This is a genomic window from Streptomyces sp. NPDC091649, from assembly GCF_044756785.1.
GTDB lineage: Bacteria > Actinomycetota > Actinomycetes > Streptomycetales > Streptomycetaceae > Streptomyces.
Window position 1 is genome coordinate 256,748 of sequence record NZ_JBIVTR010000010.1, and the last position, 18,372, is coordinate 275,119.

The 18,372-nt window shown below is 72.6% G+C and carries 14 protein-coding genes; 10 read left to right on the forward strand and 4 right to left on the reverse strand.

Features of this window, described 5'->3' with window-relative positions:
* Positions 1-217 precede the first annotated feature (217 nt).
* The 4 genes from ACIQMU_RS19365 to ACIQMU_RS19380 all read left to right on the forward strand — a co-directional run bounded on the left by ACIQMU_RS19365 (position 218) and on the right by ACIQMU_RS19380 (position 4,852).
* On the forward strand, positions 218-1,060 hold the full coding sequence (locus tag ACIQMU_RS19365) for a nitrilase-related carbon-nitrogen hydrolase (protein WP_402689279.1): 843 nt from the start codon (positions 218-220) through the stop codon (positions 1,058-1,060).
* Entirely contained in the window at positions 1,057-2,340 is a 1,284-nt protein-coding gene (locus ACIQMU_RS19370) for an aspartate aminotransferase family protein (RefSeq protein WP_402689280.1), read from the forward strand. The genes ACIQMU_RS19365 and ACIQMU_RS19370 overlap by 4 nt, the downstream gene beginning before the upstream one ends.
* A gap of 98 nt (positions 2,341-2,438) precedes the next feature.
* The gene (hydA, locus tag ACIQMU_RS19375) at positions 2,439-3,839 is read left to right on the forward strand and encodes a dihydropyrimidinase (RefSeq protein WP_352240777.1); all 1,401 of its coding nucleotides are present in this window, start codon (positions 2,439-2,441) and stop codon (positions 3,837-3,839) included.
* An 11-nt stretch (positions 3,840-3,850) separates the two neighbouring features.
* On the forward strand, positions 3,851-4,852 hold the full coding sequence (locus tag ACIQMU_RS19380; protein ID WP_352240778.1) for a TIGR03842 family LLM class F420-dependent oxidoreductase: 1,002 nt from the start codon (positions 3,851-3,853) through the stop codon (positions 4,850-4,852).
* Positions 4,853-5,372: 520 nt separating this feature from the next.
* Here the strand turns inward: ACIQMU_RS19380 and ACIQMU_RS19385 are convergent.
* Positions 5,373-6,131, reverse strand: coding sequence for a hypothetical protein (locus ACIQMU_RS19385; RefSeq protein WP_402689281.1), 759 nt, complete (start codon positions 6,129-6,131; stop codon positions 5,373-5,375).
* A 236-nt stretch (positions 6,132-6,367) separates the two neighbouring features.
* Here ACIQMU_RS19385 and ACIQMU_RS19390 point away from each other — a divergent pair, with 236 nt between their 5' ends.
* From ACIQMU_RS19390 to ACIQMU_RS19405, 4 genes are all read left to right on the forward strand, one after another.
* Positions 6,368-6,754 carry a hypothetical protein gene (locus ACIQMU_RS19390; protein WP_352240780.1) on the forward strand — a complete coding sequence of 129 codons (387 nt, stop codon included), beginning with the start codon at positions 6,368-6,370 and terminating at the stop codon, positions 6,752-6,754.
* Between the two features lie 149 nt (positions 6,755-6,903).
* Entirely contained in the window at positions 6,904-8,385 is a 1,482-nt protein-coding gene (locus ACIQMU_RS19395) for an amidase (protein ID WP_402689282.1), read from the forward strand.
* Between the two features lie 231 nt (positions 8,386-8,616).
* Positions 8,617-10,839, forward strand: a complete 2,223-nt coding sequence (locus ACIQMU_RS19400; protein WP_402689283.1) for an NADP-dependent isocitrate dehydrogenase — start codon at positions 8,617-8,619, stop codon at positions 10,837-10,839.
* A gap of 123 nt (positions 10,840-10,962) precedes the next feature.
* Positions 10,963-12,660, forward strand: a complete 1,698-nt coding sequence (locus tag ACIQMU_RS19405; protein ID WP_352240783.1) for a molybdopterin-dependent oxidoreductase — start codon at positions 10,963-10,965, stop codon at positions 12,658-12,660.
* A gap of 42 nt (positions 12,661-12,702) precedes the next feature.
* Here the strand turns inward: ACIQMU_RS19405 and ACIQMU_RS19410 are convergent, their stop codons facing one another.
* Positions 12,703-13,767 carry a biotin/lipoate A/B protein ligase family protein gene (locus ACIQMU_RS19410; RefSeq protein ID WP_352240784.1) on the reverse strand — a complete coding sequence of 355 codons (1,065 nt, stop codon included), beginning with the start codon at positions 13,765-13,767 and terminating at the stop codon, positions 12,703-12,705.
* 378 nt (positions 13,768-14,145) lie between these two features.
* Entirely contained in the window at positions 14,146-14,343 is a 198-nt protein-coding gene (locus ACIQMU_RS19415; protein ID WP_352240785.1) for a hypothetical protein, read from the reverse strand.
* 431 nt (positions 14,344-14,774) lie between these two features.
* Here ACIQMU_RS19415 and ACIQMU_RS19420 point away from each other — a divergent pair, with 431 nt between their 5' ends.
* Complete coding sequence (locus ACIQMU_RS19420) at positions 14,775-16,349, forward strand: pyridoxal phosphate-dependent decarboxylase family protein (protein WP_402689284.1); 1,575 nt, start codon at positions 14,775-14,777, stop codon at positions 16,347-16,349.
* Positions 16,350-16,437: 88 nt separating this feature from the next.
* Entirely contained in the window at positions 16,438-17,829 is a 1,392-nt protein-coding gene (locus ACIQMU_RS19425; RefSeq protein ID WP_352240787.1) for a SidA/IucD/PvdA family monooxygenase, read from the forward strand.
* Between the two features lie 63 nt (positions 17,830-17,892).
* On the opposite strand, the gene ACIQMU_RS19430 is transcribed toward ACIQMU_RS19425, so the two are convergent.
* Positions 17,893-18,372 (reverse strand): electron transfer flavoprotein subunit alpha/FixB family protein (locus ACIQMU_RS19430; protein ID WP_402689285.1); only part of this gene is annotated, 480 nt, incomplete at its 5' end.

An 18,372-nucleotide genomic window follows, 5' to 3' on the forward strand; every position in this document is an offset into this window, starting at 1 on the left:
GGTCGCCGGAGACGTGCTCGCGTGGCTCACCGCGGCGGCCGGACCGGGGCGGTGCCCGTTGTGGACCGGTCGGGTGCGAAACATGATCGACTCCACCGGTTCACGGCGATGGTCTTGCCCCGCCGGACGGACGGGCTTACGTTCTCCATCCATGCACCGATCTACGTGCGTAGAGAACGCGTGCAGGCTCTCTGACGCCGCGTCGAAGGAGCAGCTCATGTCCCACGTCGTACGCGCCGCACTCGTCCAGGCGACCTGGACCGGCGACACCGAGTCCATGATCGCCAAGCACGAGGAATACGCGCGCGAGGCCGCCCGGCAGGGCGCGAAGATCATCGGATTCCAGGAGGTGTTCAACGCCCCTTACTTCTGCCAGGTCCAGGAACCCGAGCACTACCGCTGGGCCGAGCCGGTCCCGGACGGGCCGACCGTCAAGCGGATGCGGGACCTGGCCCGTGAGACCGGCATGGTCGTCGTCGTCCCGGTCTTCGAGATCGAGCAGTCCGGCTTCTACTACAACACCGCGGCCGTGATCGACGCCGACGGCTCGTATCTCGGCAAGTACCGCAAGCACCACATCCCGCAGGTCAAGGGCTTCTGGGAGAAGTACTACTTCAAGCCCGGCAACGCCGGCTGGCCGGTCTTCGACACCGCCGTGGGCAAGGTGGGCGTCTACATCTGCTACGACCGGCACTTCCCGGAAGGCTGGCGTCAACTCGGGCTCGGCGGAGCCCAGCTGGTGTACAACCCCTCGGCCACCTCACGCGGACTCTCCAGCCACCTCTGGCAGTTGGAGCAGCCGGCCTCCGCCGTGGCCAACGAGTACTTCGTCGCCGCGATCAACCGGGTCGGCCAGGAGGAGTACGGCGACAACGACTTCTACGGCACCAGCTACTTCGTCGACCCGCGCGGCCAGTTCGTCGGGGACGTGGCCAGCGACAGGGAAGAGGAACTCCTCGTCCGTGACCTGGATTTTGACCTGATCGAGGAAGTCCGCCGGCAGTGGGCCTTCTACCGGGACCGACGGCCCGACGCCTACGACGGGCTGGTGGAGCCGTGAGCGGACTCCACGAGCGCCACCTCGCCGTCAGCCCCGAGTGGCTGGCCCTCTACTACCGCCACCCCCTCGAACTCACCCACGGCGAGGGCCGCCACGTCTGGGACGCGGACGGCAACCGCTACCTGGACTTCTTCGGCGGCATCCTCACCACGATGACCGCCCACGCCCTGCCCGAGGTGACCAAGGCGGTCGCCGAACAGGCCGGGCGGATCATCCACTCCTCCACCCTCTACCTCAACCGCCCCATGGTGGAGATGGCCGAGCGGATCGCCACTCTCTCCGGCATCCCCGACGCCCGGGTCTTCTTCACCACCTCGGGCACCGAGGCGAACGACACCGCGCTGCTGCTCGCCACCGCGTACCGCGGGTCCAACCAGATCCTGGCGATGCGCAACAGCTACCACGGCCGGTCGTTCTCCACGGTCTCCGTCACCGGCAACCAGGCGTGGTCGCCCACGACTCTGTCCCCGCTCCAGACCCTGTACGTCCATGGCGGCGTCCGCACCCGTGGCCCGTACGCCGAGCTGAGCGACGAGCGGTTCGTCCGGGCGTGCGTCGCCGACCTGGAGGACCTCCTCGGGCACACCCGCCGGCCCGCGGCCCTGATCGCCGAGCCCATCCAGGGCGTCGGCGGCTTCACCTCCCCGCCCGACGGCCTGTTCGCCGCGTTCCGGGAGGTCCTGGACCGGCACGGGGTGCTGTGGATCTCGGACGAGGTGCAGGCCGGCTGGGGCCGTACCGGCGAGCACTTCTGGGGCTGGCAGGCGCATGCCCAGCACGGGCCGCCGGACATCCTCACCTTCGCCAAGGGCATCGGCAACGGCATGTCGGTCGGGGGAGTGGTGGCCCGTGCCGAGGTGATGAACTGCCTCGACGCCAACTCCATCTCCACCTTCGGCGGTTCACCGATCACCATGGCCGCGTCGCTCGCCAACCTCTCGTACCTACTGGAGCACGACCTCCAGGGCAACGCGCGGCGCGTCGGCGGGCTCCTCATCGAACGGCTGCGGGGCATCGCCGCCGGCTCGCCCGCCGTACGCGAGGTGCGCGGCCGGGGCCTGATGATCGGCATCGAGCTGGTGAAGCCCGGCACCGACGAGGCCGACCCCGGAGCCGCGGCGGCCGTCCTCGAAGCGGCCCGCGCGGGCGGACTGCTCATCGGCAAGGGCGGCGGCCACAGCACCAGCGTCCTCAGGATCGCCCCGCCGCTGACCCTGACCGTCGCCGAGGCCGAGGAGGGTGCGGCGATCCTCGCGGACGCCCTGCACGCGGCGGGCTGACCCCCGCCCGGCGGCCCGTACGCACACGAACCGCTCGGGCGGCCCCGTCGTACGCCCGGAGGGCCGGCGGGGCCGCCCCGCAGTGAGGAGAGACACCCATGAGCCGCACCGTCATCCACGGTGGCCTGGTCATCACCGCGTCCGACGAGATCCACGCCGACGTGCTCGTCGAGGGCGGCCGGATCGCCGCCCTCGCCGCCCACGGAACCGACGCCGCCGGGAGCTGGAGCGCCGAGCGGCGAATCGACGCCACGGGCAAGTACGTCATCCCGGGCGGCGTCGACGGGCACACCCACATGGAGATGCCGTTCGGCGGGACGTACGCCGCCGACACCTTCGAGACCGGCACCCGGGCCGCCGCCTGGGGCGGCACCACCACCATCGTCGACTTCGCGATCCAGAGCGTGGGCCGCTCCCTGCGCGAAGGGCTCGACGCCTGGTACGCCAAGGCCGACGGCAACTGCGCCATCGACTACGCCTTCCACATGATCCTCGCGGACGTGAACCCTTCCTCGCTCCAGGAGATGGACCTCCTCGTCTCCGAAGGGGTCACCTCCTTCAAACTCTTCATGGCCTACCCCGGCGTCTTCTACAGCGACGACGGCCAGATCCTGCGGGCCATGCAGCGGGCCGCCTCCAACGGCGGACTGATCATGATGCACGCCGAGAACGGCATCGCCATCGACGTCCTGGTCGAGCAGGCCCTCGCCGAGGGCCGCACCGACCCCCGCTACCACGGGGACGTCCGCAAGGTCGCCCTGGAGGCCGAGGCCACCCACCGGGCCGTGCAGCTCGCCCGGGTCGCCGGGTCCCCCCTCTACGTCGTCCACGTCTCCGCCGACGAGGCCGTGGCGGAGATCGCCGCCGCCCGCCACCAGGGCCTCCCCGTCTTCGGCGAGACCTGCCCGCAGTACCTGTTCCTGTCCACCGACAACCTCGCCGAGCCCGGCTTCGAGGGCGCCAAGTACGTCTGTTCCACCCCGCTGCGCCCCCAGGAGCACCAGGAAGCGCTGTGGCGGGGCCTGCGCAACAACGAACTCCAGGTCGTCTCCACCGATCACTGCCCCTTCTGCTTCTCGGGCCAGAAGGAGCTGGGCCGCGGCGACTTCTCCAAGATCCCCAACGGCATGCCGGGCGTCGAGCACCGCATGGACCTGCTGCACCAGGCCGTCGTGGACGGGCACATCACCCGCCGCCGCTGGATCGAGATCGCCTGCGCCTCCCCGGCCCGGATGTTCGGCCTCTACCCGAAGAAGGGCACCATCGCCCCGGGCGCCGACGCCGACATCGTCATCTACGACCCGGCCGCCGAGCAGACCCTCTCCGCCGAGACCCACCACATGAACGTCGACTACTCGGCGTACGAGGGAAAACGCATCACCGGCCGGGTCGAGACCGTGCTCTCGCGCGGCGAGCTCGTCATCGAAGGGCGGAGGTTCACCGGCCGCGCCGGACACGGCATGTACACCCCCCGCGCCACCTGTCAGTACCTGGACTAGGAGATCCCGCCATGGACTTCGGACTCGTCCTCCAGACCGACCCGCCCGCCTCCGCCGTCGTCGGCCTGATGCGCCGAGCCGAGCGCAACGGCTTCCGGTACGGCTGGACCTTCGACTCGGCGGTGCTCTGGCAGGAGCCGTTCGTCATCTACAGCCGCATCCTGGAGCACACGGAGAAGCTGACCGTGGGCCCGATGGTCACCAACCCCGGCACCCGCACCTGGGAGGTCACCGCCTCCACCTTCGCCACCCTCAACGACATGTACGGCAACCGCACCGTCTGCGGCATCGGGCGCGGCGACTCGGCGATGCGCGTCGCGGGCCGCCGGCCCAACACCCTGGCCCGCCTCGGGGAGGCCGTCGACGTCATCCGGGACCTCGCCGAGGGCCGGGAAGCGACGGTCGACGGGCAGCCGGTGCGGATCCCCTGGGTGAAGGACGGGCGGCTGCCGGTGTGGATGGCGGCGTACGGGCCCAAGGCCCTCGCCCTGGCCGGGCAGAAGGCCGACGGCTTCATCCTCCAGCTCGCCGACCCCTTCCTCACCGAGTGGATGATCAAGGCGGTTCGGGACGCGGCCTCCGACGCCGGACGGGACCCGGACTCCGTCACCATCTGCGTCGCCGCACCCGCCTACGTCGGTGACGACCTCGACCACGCCCGGGAGCAGTGCCGCTGGTTCGGCGGGATGGTCGGCAACCACGTGGCGGACCTGGTCGCCCGCTACGGAGAGCACTCCGGCCTGGTCCCCGAGGCGCTCACCGCGTACGTCGCCGGGCGCTCCGGCTACGACTACAGCCACCACGGCCGCACCGGGAACCCGTCGGCCGACTTCGTCCCGGACGAGATCGTCGAACGCTTCTGCCTGCTGGGCCCGGCCGAGGCCCACGTGGAGAAGCTCCGCGCTCTGCGGGCCCTCGGCGTCGACCAGTTCGCCGTCTACGCGATGCACGACGCCCGAGAGGCCACCATCGACGCGTACGGCCGGCACGTCGTCCCGGTGCTGCGCGACTGACCTTCGCGCCCACTCCGGCGCGGAGGTGATGTGAGGAGTGCCGGATCGTCGCCGGGGCCGGGGCGGCCCCGTGGGGGCTCGTCGCGCCCGGTCCGCGGCGTGGCCCTCCCGGAGCCGGTGGCCGAGCAGGGAGGCGCGCGTTCGGCCGGGGACGGTAGCCGGACTGGGCGCCGAGTTCGGCCACATCCCCCTCGCGCAGCCGCATACGCAGCTGCCGGAGCGGGCCGCCACCCGTCAAGGGCCCGATGTACGCGCACTCCTCGACGACTCGGGCCTTACGGTCCCTCTCCCGTTTCCGTTCGGCCCGCTCGTCGTCCTTGGCGACCGGCAAGTGCGTGCGCAGGGACAGTTCGTCCTGCTCGTCCAGAGTGAGGAAGGGGCACAGCCGGTCGTCCCCCGTCTTCGACGGCGACGGTCCCGCGGCCTTCGCCGGCCCGTCCGAGTCCTTGCCGGCTCCCTGGGAGCACCCGGCCAGCACCAGTGCGATCGCCGCCCCCACCGCCATCACCGCCGCGGCTCGCTACACGGGCGAGACGCTGCGGCCGAGCAGGGCCGTGACGTCCACCGTCTCGTCCGGCGAGGGGGTGGCCGAGGGGACCGGCCGGTCGAAGCCGGACAGGTTCACGGTCCCCTTCCCGTCGGCGTTGCTCACCGTGATCCGCACCGGGTACGGCGTGCCCTCGGCGGAAACGTAGGCCGTCAGGCGCTCGCCGCCCGCGACCCGCGTCACCGGAACGGCGGGCTCGCCGTTCACCTCGGTCTTCTCGCCCTTGGTCAGACCTCCCCGGTCCGCGGTGCCGGCGTTGTCCGCGATCAGCTCGCGGAAGGTGTCGAGATCGCAGGTCTCGGTCACGTTCAACAGCCGGGGGTTGTCCGCCGACGCCTTCATGTACCGGCCGTCCAGGATCGCGTCGAAGGTGGAGCCGCCGACCGGCACGTGGTTCTTCCAGAAGGCCGCGTCCGGCTTCAGCCAGACGTCGTCGCCCCGCTTGATGATCTCCACCGAGCCGCCCTCGCCCATGTCGACTCCTCCGGCGCAGTTGCCCTCGCGGTCCAGCGTCAGATCCAGGCTCATGTCCGCTCCGCCGCCGATGCTGCCGCGCGCGCTCACATGCAGGGAATCCGCGTCCAGCAGGGCGTCCCGGGAGCGTTCGGCGATCTCCTCGGCCGGGAGCGAGTCGATGTCGTCGTCAGCCTGCGCGAGAGTGCCACCCGTCACGGTGAGGGCGACGGCCGCCGCACCCGCGGCCGCCCGCGCGGCCCATCGGTGTCCGCTCACGTCGCCTCCTCGAAAAGGCCCCGGTCAGGGCCCTGCGTCCATGGTGACCGGCACTTTCGAGCGTACGCCGGGAGGAGTGGCACCGCCCAGCGCGCGCACGGAGCGTGAAGCATGGCGGTGTTTTCGGCCACGGAGCGTGGGCAAAGCTGCGGTGATCCCGCCCGGGATCACGTCCGTGCGCCACGCACGCGCACGCCACGGAAACATACGCACGCAATCCACCACGAAGGAGAACCATGGAGCTGTTCACGGGGACGAGGAGCAGGAGCGGCCGGAGCACGGGGAAGCGCGCCCGGTCGGCCCTGCTGGGGCTCGCCGCCGCGACGACGGCGGCCGCGCTGGCGGTCCCGGTCACCGCGGCGACCGCGACCGCCGCCCCGGCCGCTGTCCCGCCCGGCCTCTCCTGTGACACCGGCAAGCACGCCATCGACGACTACACGGGCTTCGCGCTCTGCCGCAACAACGGCAACCGGACGCAGACCTTCTGGGTCCATCTCGTCTGCGGCTGGTCCCCGGACGTCGACGGCGACCGCGTCACCCTCAGGCCCGGCCAGTCCGGTCAGTCCACCGCCCACTGTTCGAGTCTCGGCAGCGGCATCGGCGAGATCCACGTCCGCCCCTGACGCCGGGGCCGTAGCACCGCGCACCCGGCTCGACCGTACGGGCCGGAACGGTTGAGCGTGCCGCCTCCTCTCGTTACCCTCCAGTAAGTACGCGTGGGCGCAGCCGGGGCGACCGGCCGGTCCCACGACACGAGGGAGGCGGCACGCCCATGTCCTCAGCGGAGCCCACCGAGCAGACCGGCCCGGCCGTACGCGAGTCCGGTCGCGCCCCCCGTCCGGCGGCCCCTGTCCCGTCGCCGCTCCCCGGACTCGCGGAGAGCGCCCGCCGGCTCGCCGACGCCACCACCAGCTCCACCGCACTCGTGGCCGACGCCCTCGCCCGTATCGAGGCCACCCGGCCCACCCTCAACGCCTTCCGCCACCTGCGGGCCGAAGCGGCCCTGGCCGAGGCGGCGGAGGCCGACCGGAGGCTGGCGGCGGGGGAGCGGCTGCCGCTCCTCGGCGTGCCGGTCGCCGTCAAGGACGACACCGATGTGGCGGGGCTGCCCACGCACTTCGGCTGCGACGGCGACCTGCCCCCGGCCGCGTCCGACAGCGAGGCGGTCCGCCGACTGCGCGCCGCCGGGGCCGTCGTCGTCGGCAAGACCAACTCCTGCGAACTGGGCCAGTGGCCCTTCACCGAGGGAACCGCCTTCGGCGCCACCCGCAATCCGTGGAACACGGCCCACACCCCGGGCGGCTCCTCCGGCGGATCGGCGGCGGCCGTCGCCGCCGGCCTCGTCCCCGCCGCGCTCGGCTCGGACGGCGCCGGATCCGTGCGCATCCCCGCCGCCTGGACGCACCTCGTCGGCATCAAACCGCAGCGCGGGCGCATCTCGGTCCACCCGCACCGCGACGCCTTCCAGGGCCTCACCGTGAACGGCCCCCTCGCCCGTACGGTCGCCGACGCCGCGCTGCTGCTGGACGCCGTGGCCGGAGCCCACCCCGAGGACTTCCACCGGCCGCCGGCCGTGCGTGCCGCCGACGCCGCCCGCCGCGACCCGGGCCGGCTGCGCATCGCGCTCGCCTGGCGTCCCCCGCTCACCCTCACCGGCGCCGCACCGGACCCGGAGGTGCGCCGGGCCGTCACCGCGCTCGCCGAGACCCTCGCCCGCCTCGGCCACCACGTCGAGGAGGCCCGGCCCCGGTACGGGCTGGTCGGCCTCGCCTTCGTGCCCCGCGCCACCGCGGGCATCGCCGAAGCCGCCGCCCGGCACCCCGAACCGGCCCTGCTCGACCCGCGCACCCGCAGCGCGCTGCGGACCGGGACACGGCTGGGCGGGCGGGTGGTGCGGGCCGCCCGCGCCCGCGAAGTGCGCCAGCACCGCAGGATCGGCGCCCTCTTCGACGCCTCCGGCTTCGACGTGCTCCTCACCCCGACCACGGCCGCGCCGCCGCCCCGGATCGGCGCCTTCGACCGCCTCGGCGCCTGGCGCACCGACCTCGCGATGACGGCCGCCTGCCCCTACGCCTGGCCGTGGAACGTCCTCGGCTGGCCCGGCGTGAACGTCCCGGCCGGCTTCACCCGGTCAGGGCTCCCCGTCGGCGCCCAGCTCCTGGGGCCCTCCCGGAGCGAGGAACGGCTGATCGCGCTCGCCGCCCAGTTGGAGGACGACCTGCGCTGGCAGGAGCACCGGCCCCCGACGCCGTGACCCGGGAGGGGCCACGCCTCCGGCGCCTGTTCGCGGCGCGGGGCGCTCGGAGCCGGCCGGACGTGGCCTCCGCGTACGGGTCGGGGCCGCGGCCGGCGGGGGACGGGGCCTTGAGCCGGGGCGCTGACGCCCGCACGGTGCGTGAAGCCGTACGGGGGCCTTGTGGAGCCGCGCACGCCGAAGAGATATCTTGATGTCAAGCAATGTTGCAGACGTGGAGCGGAGCACCCGGTGACTGACTCGACCATCATCTATACGCACACCGACGAGGCCCCTGCCCTGGCGACCTATTCGCTCCTGCCCGTAGTCGAGGCGTACGCCTCGACCGCAGGAGTCACGGTGGAGCGCCGTGACATCTCCCTCGCGGGGCGGATCATCGCCGGCTTCCCGGAGCACCTCAAGGCCGAGCAGCGTATCGATGACGCGCTCGCCGAGCTCGGCGAGCTGGCCAGGACGCCCGGCGCGAACATCATCAAGCTGCCCAACATCTCGGCGTCGATTCCGCAGCTCAAGGCCGCGATCGCCGAGCTCCAGGAGCAGGGTTACGCGCTCCCGGACTACCCGGACGACCCGCAGACCGACGCGGACAAGGACGTACGCGCCCGGTACGACAAGGTCAAGGGCAGCGCCGTGAACCCGGTGCTGCGCGAGGGCAACTCCGACCGCCGCGCCCCCGCCTCCGTCAAGAGCTACGCCAAGGCCCACCCGCACCGCATGGGCGCCTGGAGCGCCGACTCGAAGACGAACGTCGCCACGATGGGCGTCGACGACTTCCGTTCCACCGAGAAGTCCGCGGTCATCGCCGAGGACGGCTCGCTCCGTATCGAGCTGCACGGTGACGACGGCGCCACCACCGTGCTCCGCGAGTCCGTACCCGTCCTCAAGGGCGAGGTCGTCGACGCGGCCGTCATGCGCGTCGCCGCGCTCCGCGAGTTCTTCACCGCCCAGGTGGCCCGCGCCAAGGCCGAGGGCGTGCTGTTCTCCGTGCACCTCAAGGCCACCATGATGAAGGTCTCCGACCCGATCATCTTCGGCCACGCGGTCCGCGCCTTCTTCCCGAACACCTTCGCCAAGTACGGCGACCAGCTCGCCGCGGCGGGCCTCACCCCGAACGACGGCCTGGGCGGCATCCTCAAGGGCCTGGGCTCCCTGCCGGACGTCGGCGCCGAGATCCAGGCGTCCTTCGAGGCCGAGCTCGCCGAGGGCCCCGCCCTCGCGATGGTCGACTCCGACAAGGGCATCACCAACCTGCACGTCCCCAGCGACGTCATCGTCGACGCCTCCATGCCCGCCATGATCCGCACCTCGGGTCACATGTGGGGCCCCGACGGCGACGAGGCCGACACCATCGCCGTCCTCCCGGACAGCAGCTACGCCGGTGTCTACCAGGTCGTCATCGACGACTGCCGCGCCAACGGCGCCTTCGACCCGTCGACCATGGGCTCGGTGCCCAACGTCGGGCTGATGGCGCAGAAGGCCGAGGAGTACGGCAGCCACGACAAGACCTTCGAGATCCCCGCCACCGGCACGGTGCGCGTCGTCGACACGAACGGCGCCGTGGTGCTGGAGCAGGCCGTCGGCGCCGGCGACATCTTCCGGATGTGCCAGACCAAGGACCTGCCGATCCAGGACTGGGTCAAGCTCGCGGTCACCCGCGCCCGCGCGACCGGCAACCCGGCGGTGTTCTGGCTGGACGAGAGCCGTGCGCACGACGCCAACCTTATCGCCAAGGTCACCACGTACCTCGCCGACCACGACACCGACGGCCTGGACATCTCCATCAAGACCCCGGAGGAGGCCACCGCCTTCTCCCTGGAGCGCATCCGCCGCGGCGAGGACACCATCTCCGTCACCGGCAACGTGCTGCGCGACTACCTCACCGACCTCTTCCCGATCCTGGAGCTCGGCACCAGCGCGAAGATGCTCTCCGTCGTCCCGCTGATGAACGGCGGCGGCCTCTTCGAGACGGGTGCGGGCGGCTCGGCCCCCAAGCACGTCCAGCAGCTCGTCAAGGAGAACTACCTGCGCTGGGACAGCCTGGGCGAGTTCCTGGCCCTCGCGGTCAGCTTCGAGCACCTGGCCACCACCACGGACAACGCGCGGGCCAAGATCCTCGCCGACACCCTGGACCGGGCGACGGGCACCTTCCTCAACGAGGACAAGTCCCCGAGCCGTCGCCTCGGCGGCATCGACAACCGCGGCAGCCACTTCTACCTGGCCCTCTACTGGGCCCAGGAGCTGGCGCGGCAGACCGACGACGCGAAGCTCGCCGAGGCGTTCACGCCGCTCGCCACGACGCTGGCCGAGCAGGAGGAGACCATCGTCGCCGAGCTGATCGCGGTGCAGGGCTCCCCGGCCGAGATCGGCGGCTACTTCCAGCCCGACCCGGCCAAGGCGGAGGCGGTCATGCGCCCGTCCGCCACGTTCAACCAGGCCATCGCGACGCTCGCCTGACCTGATGTGAGGCGGACGCCCCCGCCTCTCCGCTCCGCCCCGGCAGGCCCCGCGCCCGCCGGGGCGGAACGCGTTCCGGGGCCGCTGTCGTCCCGGACCAATCCGCCGGGCCCACGGCTTCGAATGACGGCCGTGAGGATCACCCGGACAGCCCTGACCCGCGGCATGCTCGCCGCCCTGAGCGGACTGCTCGCGGGGTTCGCCTCGCTGGCCGTCGCCGAGCTCGCCTCGGCGGCCGTCAGACCCGAGGCGAGCCCTGTGACAGCGGTCGGCGGAGCGGCCGTCGACCGGACGCCCGCCGGTGTGAAGGACTGGGCGATCCGGAACTTCGGCGAGGACGACAAGCTCGTCCTGCAACTGGGCATCGTCGTCACGCTCGCCCTCCTCGCCCTTCTCGTCGGCCTGCTGGCACTGCGCCACCGGCGGGCCGGCTCCGCCGCCGTCCTGGTCTTCGGCGTCGTCGGCACGGCAGCCGCCGTCAGCAGGCCGGACTCCTCGGGGCCCGCGGACGGTCTGCCGTCGCTGCTGGGGGCGGTCGTGGGGGCCGCACTGCTGTACGCCCTCATCGGCCGGCTCACCCGCCCGCGCCGGATCGCCGGGCCGGAGAAGGCGCACCAGCGGGAGGACGAGAAGGAAGAGGCGCACCAGCGGGAGGACGAGAGGGCGGAGGCGGGCGGGCAGGCGCCCGGGCAGGAGGGTGAACGGGAGAACGGGCAGGAGGACGAGGGCGGTTGGGACCGGCGCGGCTTCCTGATCGCCGCGACCGCGGCAGCCGCCGCCTCCACGGCGGCGGGCGCCGCCGGCCGGGCCCTCAACGGCCGCAGCGGCCGGAACGCCGCCGCCTCCCGTGCGGCCGTGACACTGCCGGCACCGGCCTCGCCCGCGCGACCGATTCCGGCCGGAGCCCGGCTGAGGGTCCCCGGCCTCGGCCCGTTCACCACGCCGAACGACGCCTTCTACCGGGTGGACACGGCCCTCGTGGTCCCCAAGGTGGACGCGGATTCCTGGCGCCTGCGGATCCATGGCGAGGGAGTGCGGCAGGACCGGGAGTTCACCTACCGGGAGCTGCTCGCGCGCCCGCTGACCGAGCGGGAGATCACGCTCACCTGCGTCTCCAACGAGGTCGGCGGTCCCTACGTCGGCCATGCCAGGTGGATCGGCGTCCGGCTCTCCGACCTGCTCCGGGAGGCCGGGGTGAAACCGCCGTCCCGGGGAGGCCCGGCCGACCAGCTCGTCGCCCGCTCCGTGGACGGGATGACACTCGGCACCCCGGTCGAGGCCGTCATGGACGGCCGGGACGCGATGCTCGCGGTCGGGATGAACGGCGAACCGCTGCCCCTCGTCCACGGATTCCCGGTACGCATGATCGTCCCCGGTCTGTACGGATACGTCTCGGCCTGCAAGTGGATCGAGGACATCGAGCTCACCACCTTCGCCGCCTACGACCCGTACTGGGTGAAGCGCTCGTGGGCCCGCGAGGCCCCGGTCAAGACCCAGTCCCGGATCGACACCCCCAAGCCCTTCGGACGCCCCGAGGCCGGCACGGTCATGGTGGCCGGCGTGGCCTGGGCCCAGCACCGCGGCATCGAGAAGGTCGAGATCCGGGTGGACGACGGCCCCTGGCGGCCGGCGCAGCTCGCCGAACAGGCCACTGTCGACACCTGGCGGCAGTGGTCCTACCCCTGGCAGGCGACCCCCGGCGGTCACACCCTCACCGTCCGGGCCACCGACGGCACCGGCGAGGTCCAGACCGAGAAGCGCACCAAGACCGTCCCCGACGGTGCGAGCGGCCGGCACTCCGTCGTCGTGACCGTCGACTGACCTACGGCCGCACCCGGCCCGAGGGACCGCCCGGCACCCCCGTTACGGCACCCGGGCGGTCCACTCCGGCGTCCCGAACTTGGTGCGTACGAGTTCCTCGGCGCGGGCCAGCTCGGCGTCCGTCACGCTTCCCACGCTGAGACCGTGGCGCTTGCGGAAGGATTCGATCATGCGGTCGATCACCGTCTGGCGGGGCAGCCCCGTCTGCCTCCGCAGGGGGTCGACGCGCTTCTTCGCGGAACGGGTGCCCTTGTCGGACATCTTCTCCTTCCCGATCCGCAGCACCTCCAGCATCTTGTCGGCGTCGATGTCGTACGCCATGGTCACGTGGTGCAGCACGGCGCCCGGCCCGCCGTCCGGCCCGACCATCCGCTTCTGGGCCGCCCCGGCGATCTTGCCGACCTCGGTGGCGATGTCGTTGAGCGGCTGATACCACGCCTTGACGCCCATGTCGGCGAGGGCTTCGAGGACCCAGTCGTCCAGGTAGGCGTAGCTGTCGGCGAACGACAGCCCGGAGACCAGGGACTGCGGGACCGCCAGCGAGTAGGTGATGGTGGAGCTCGGTTCGGCGAACATCGCACCGCCGCCGGAGATCCGGCGCACGACGTTCACGCCGTGCCGCTCGACACCCGCCGGGTCCACCTCGTTGCGCAGCGACTGGAAACTGCCGATGATCACGGCGGGGGAGTCCCACTCCCACACCCGCAGCGTCGGCGGCCGCAGCCCGGCCGCGACCTCCGCCGTGATGACCTCGTCCAGCGCCATGTGCAGGGCGGGCGACTGCGGGGCCTCGTGGATCAGCTGCCAGTCGTAGTCGCTCCACTCCGTGGCCTGTGCGAGCGCCCGGCGCACGGTGACGGCGACACCCTCCGCGCTCAGCCCGAGCATCACCGTGGAGTCGGGCAGCGCCGCCTCGATCCGGGCCGCGAGACCGGCCGTGTCCGTGTTGGCCGGAGCGCCCTCCAGCGCCGCGTCGATCGCGAGGATCGCCTCGTCGGGTTCGAGGAAGAAGTCCCCGGCGACGCGGACGTTCCGCAGCGCCCCGCCCGCCACATCCAGGTCCACCACGACCAGCTTGCCGCCGGGAACCTTGTACTCACCGTGCACAGCCTTGCCTCCGCCTTCGGGTCCCGGCCCGTTGTGAGCCGGACGCAACCCTCTACAACGTATGCGCGGGTCCGCTTCATCCCGTCGCCCGCGAACACGCCCTCCCGGAGACCTGAGAGCTTCCTCCGCCCGGTCGCGGAGACCGGCCTGATCGTGAGGGCCTGCCTGATCGTGGAGGTCCGCGTGGTCGCGGAGATCCGCCCGCGAACGCGGAGACCGGCCCGATCGCGGGCACCAGCCCGGGCCGCCCCCCACCCCGGCACAGCCGGCCGGCCGCGCGCGGAGGCCGTCGAACGGCACCGCCGGAACCGGGCGCCTCCGCGCGCCGAAGCGCGGGCGGCCCCCGCCGCCGCACCTCGTCATGGGACCCGCGGGATGTCAGCCGCGGGACTCGTGCGCCCGGATCACGCCGAGCCCGTGCCCGAGGCTGGGGCATTCGGCGGTCAGGTCACTGCCCCGCACCAGGTAGTCGTGCACCCGGCCGTCCGTCGGCCGCTCGACGGCGCGGTACAGCGTGCCGTTCACGGTGATCGTCCAGTCGTCGCCGTCCTGGGCCCACCCGACTGTCTTCTTCATGTGTCGATATCCGTTTCCTCGACCGGCGCGCCGCGGATCGGCGGCCGTGTAGTGGGAAGAACAACGGCTTGTGACGCTCTGTGGTTCCGCAGTCTCTACGCCATTCGGTTACATCTGTGTCACTGTCGGGCCCAGTCGACGCGAGCGGTCTGACCGGTGGTCAGCGATCCCCTGACGGGCGGTCGAACGGTCGGGGAACAGGTCGTGGCCGACGCGCTCCCCCGAAAGGCCGCCGCGGCTGCCGGAATACGCCAACGGCCCGTGCCCCAGCACCTGTCACGCCCGGCCGCCGCTCGCGGAGTTAGGTTAACCTAACCGGCGAATACCCGGTTGTGGATCTTTCTCTGACCGGTGCCGCCCCGACCGAAGGGTTTCACCATGCCGCGTGCTCAGGCCCTGCCGTTCTGCGAACTTCCCCCGGAGCGTGGGGTATGAGCGGCGCGAGCGACGGTACGCCGCCGGATCACGGCCCGGAGGGAGTGCCGGGAGACGCGGTGGCCGGCGGCCCGCACGGGCCGGGGCGCCTGCGGGCCCTCACCGCGATCGCCCTGGACACACTGGAGGACGCCGCGCCGGCCCGGGGCGGACCACTGCCCGCCGGAGGGCCCGAGGCCGTGGCCCTGCGCACCCTCGCCCTCTGCGACCCGGTTCTGCCGGAGGAGGGCACCGGCCCCGAGGCCGCGCTCGGGGACGTGGTCCGCGCGGTCGCCGAAGGGGCCGCCGATCCGGCCGACCCCGCCTGCGTCGCCCACCTGCACTGCCCACCGCTCGCCGTGGCCGTCGCGGCGGACCTGGCGGCGGCGGCCCTCAACCCTTCCATGGACTCCTGGGACCAGGCCCCCGCCGCAGGAGTGATCGAGGAACTGACCACGGCCGCGCTGGCCCGGCTCGTCCACCCGACGGCCCCCGCCCCCGACGCGCTCATCACCAGCGGTGGCACCGAGTCCAACCTGGTCGCTCTGCTCCTCGCCCGGGAACGGGCGGGCGCGGGCCCGGGAGCGGCCCCGCCGCTGAGAGTGGTGACCGGGGCCAACGCCCACCACAGCGTCCACCGCGCCGCCTGGATGCTCGGCCTGCCCGCCCCCACGGTCGTCGCCTGCCGCGACGGCCGCATCGACCCGGCCGGACTCGACCGGGCCCTGACCGCTCTCGCCGGAGCGCCGCTCCTGGTCGTCGCGACCGCCGGGACCACCGACGAGGGGCGCATCGACCCCCTCCCGGAGATCGCCCGCATCACCGAGCGGCACGCGGCCCAGCTCCACGTCGACGCCGCGTACGGCGGTCCGCTGCTGTTCAGCGAGCGCCTGGCCCCCCAGCTCGCCGGCCTGGAGCACGCCGCCTCCGTGACGTTCGACCTGCACAAGCTCGGCTGGCAGCCGGTCGCCGCCGGCGTGCTGGCCGTCGCGGACGCCGGGATGCTCGCGCCGCTGTCCCTGCGCGCCGACTACCTCAATGCCGACGACGACACCGAGGCCGGGCTCCCGGATCTGCTGGGCCGCTCGATCCGCACCACCCGACGCCCCGACGCCCTGAAGATGGCGGTCACCTTCCGGGCGCTCGGACGCCGGGGCCTCGGCGCACTGGTGGAGCACTGCGTGCGTACGGCCCACGAGTTCGGCGCGTGCCTCGACACGCGCCCCGCGCTGCGCCGCCGACCGGGGGAGATCGGGATCAGCACCGTGCTCTTCCGGCCGACGGTGGCCGACGGGCTGCCCGACGAGGTGGGCGACTCCGTGGTGGCCGCCGTCCGCCGCACCCTTCTCGTCGAGGGACGGGCCGTCCTCGGCCGAGCCGTCGCGGAGGACGGCGACGGCCGGCGCCGCCTGTGGCTGAAGGCCACACTGCTGCACCCGAACGCCGCGACGGCCGACCTCCTTCCGCTGCTCGACCTCGTGGTGGCGGCGGCGGCCCGGGCCGCCGCGGAGGCCGCGGGGGAGCGTGCGGGCAGCGGAGTCTGGTCGGTCGAAGGTGCCGAGGGCCCCAGGAAGGAAAGGCTGTCGCCATGAGTCTGCCGATACGCGCGATACGCATGATGCGTACGACCCGCCCGGGACGGATACCCGCCGTCCCGGCGAACCCCGCCGGAGGTAACCGATGACGCCCGGACCGCGCACGCCGCCCCTCGATCTGCTGGGAGTGGGAGCGGGGCCCTTCAACCTCTCGCTCGCCGCGCTCGCCGACGGCGTACCCGGACTGCGGACCGTCTTCCACGAGCAGCGGGCGGCCTCCCACTGGCACCCCGGACTGCTCATCGAGGGCGCGACTCTCCAAGTGCCCTTCCTGGCAGATCTGGTGAGTCTCGTGGAGCCCACCAGCCCCTGGTCCTACCTCAATTACATCAAGGTCCGCCGCAGGCTCTTCCCGTTCTACTTCGCCGAGCGCTTCCACATCCACCGCTCCGAGTTCGACCGCTATCTGCGCTGGGTGAGCACCGAACTCCCCGCCACCCGCTTCGGCCACCGGGTCGACACGGTCGCCTGGGACCCCGGACACGACGCGTTCGCCGTGGAGTTCACCCGGCTCGGCCCCGACGGCGAGCCCCTCACGACCGGGCTCGCCCACGCCCGCAACCTCGCCCTCGGCGTCGGCACGGCGCCCCATGTGCCCGAGCCGCTGCGGGCGATGGCCGAGGATCCGGCGGCCGTCGTGCTGCACTCCGCGGACTACCTCTCCCAGCGGGACCGGCTGCTGGCCGCCCGCCACGTCACCGTCGTCGGCTCGGGCCAGTCGGGCGCCGAAGTGCTGCTGGACCTGCTGCGGTCCCGGCCCGAGGGGGCGGAAGGGCTGACCTGGCTGGCCCGTACGCCCGCCTTCGCGCCCATGGAGTACAGCAAGATCGGTCTGGAGCAGTTCACCCCCGACTACACGCGCTACTTCCACGGACTTCCGCAGGCCACCCGGGACCGGCTCCTGCCCCGCCAGTGGCAGCTGTACAAGGGTGTCAGCGCGGACACGCTGGGGGACATACACGACGAGCTGTACCGGCGCAGCCTGGACGGTGGCTGGCCGGACGTCACGCTCACCCCCGGCATCGAGGTCACCGGCGCCGCCGCCACCGAGGACGGGCGCATCGAACTGCGGGTCGAGCACGGGCAGCAGGAGGCGCGGGGCCGGCTCGTCACCGACGCCGTCGTCCTCGCCACCGGCTACCGGGAGCGCCCCGTCGACACGCTGCTCGCCGCTCTCGACCCCTGCATCGCCCGTGACGAGTCCGGACGCCCACTGATCGACGCGTCCCAACGGCTCGTCCTGTCACCGGAGATCACCGGTTCCGTCTTCGTGCAGAACGCCGAGCGGCACACACACGGCGTCGGCGCACCGGACCTGGGCCTGGCCGCCTGGCGTTCCGCCGTCATCGTCAACGCGCTCACGGGCAAGGAGTTCTACCCGCTGCCCGAGCGCACGGCCTTCACCACGTTCGGCCTCGGCGCACAGGACCGTGCCGGCCGACGAGCTCCGTCACGGCCGTCCGAAGATCGACGGTGACGACGGCCGCGGGCCGCACGGTGGGTTCTCCGTGCGGCCCGCGGCGGGGGTGTTCGTGGACGGTCAGCCCTTGCGGGTGTTGATCTCCTCGGTGAGCTGGGGGACGACGGCGAAGAGGTCGCCGACGACGCCGTAGTCGACGAGTTCGAAGATCGGGGCCTCGGCGTCCTTGTTGATCGCGACGATCGTCTTGGAGGTCTGCATCCCCGCCCGGTGCTGGATCGCGCCGGAGATGCCCGAGGCGATGTACAACTGCGGGGAGACGGACTTGCCCGTCTGCCCGACCTGGGAGGTGTGCGGATACCAGCCCGCGTCCACCGCGGCACGCGAAGCACCCACCGCGGCGCCCAGACTGTCCGCGAGGGCCTCGATGACGGGGAAGTTCTCCGCACCGTTGACCCCGCGGCCACCCGAGACCACGATCGCCGCCTCCGTCAGCTCCGGACGTCCCGTCGACTCACGCGCCGTCCGCGAGACCACCTTCGTGCCCGTCGCCGCCTCACCGAACGACACCGACAGGGCCTCCACCGCACCCGCGGCCGC

Bases quoted from the DNA above. Each gene is read 5' to 3' on its own strand.
- ACIQMU_RS19365 (WP_402689279.1), top strand. From the start codon at position 218: ATGTCCCACGTCGTACGCGCCGCACTCGTCCAGGCGACCTGGACCGGC.
- ACIQMU_RS19420 (WP_402689284.1), top strand. From the start codon at position 14,775: ATGAGCGGCGCGAGCGACGGTACGCCGCCGGATCACGGCCCGGAGGGA.
- ACIQMU_RS19380 (WP_352240778.1), top strand. From the start codon at position 3,851: ATGGACTTCGGACTCGTCCTCCAGACCGACCCGCCCGCCTCCGCCGTC.
- ACIQMU_RS19395 (WP_402689282.1), top strand. From the start codon at position 6,904: ATGTCCTCAGCGGAGCCCACCGAGCAGACCGGCCCGGCCGTACGCGAG.
- ACIQMU_RS19425 (WP_352240787.1), top strand. From the start codon at position 16,438: ATGACGCCCGGACCGCGCACGCCGCCCCTCGATCTGCTGGGAGTGGGA.
- ACIQMU_RS19390 (WP_352240780.1), top strand. From the start codon at position 6,368: ATGGAGCTGTTCACGGGGACGAGGAGCAGGAGCGGCCGGAGCACGGGG.
- ACIQMU_RS19415 (WP_352240785.1), bottom strand. From the start codon at position 14,343: ATGAAGAAGACAGTCGGGTGGGCCCAGGACGGCGACGACTGGACGATC.
- ACIQMU_RS19405 (WP_352240783.1), top strand. From the start codon at position 10,963: ATGACGGCCGTGAGGATCACCCGGACAGCCCTGACCCGCGGCATGCTC.
- hydA (WP_352240777.1), top strand. From the start codon at position 2,439: ATGAGCCGCACCGTCATCCACGGTGGCCTGGTCATCACCGCGTCCGAC.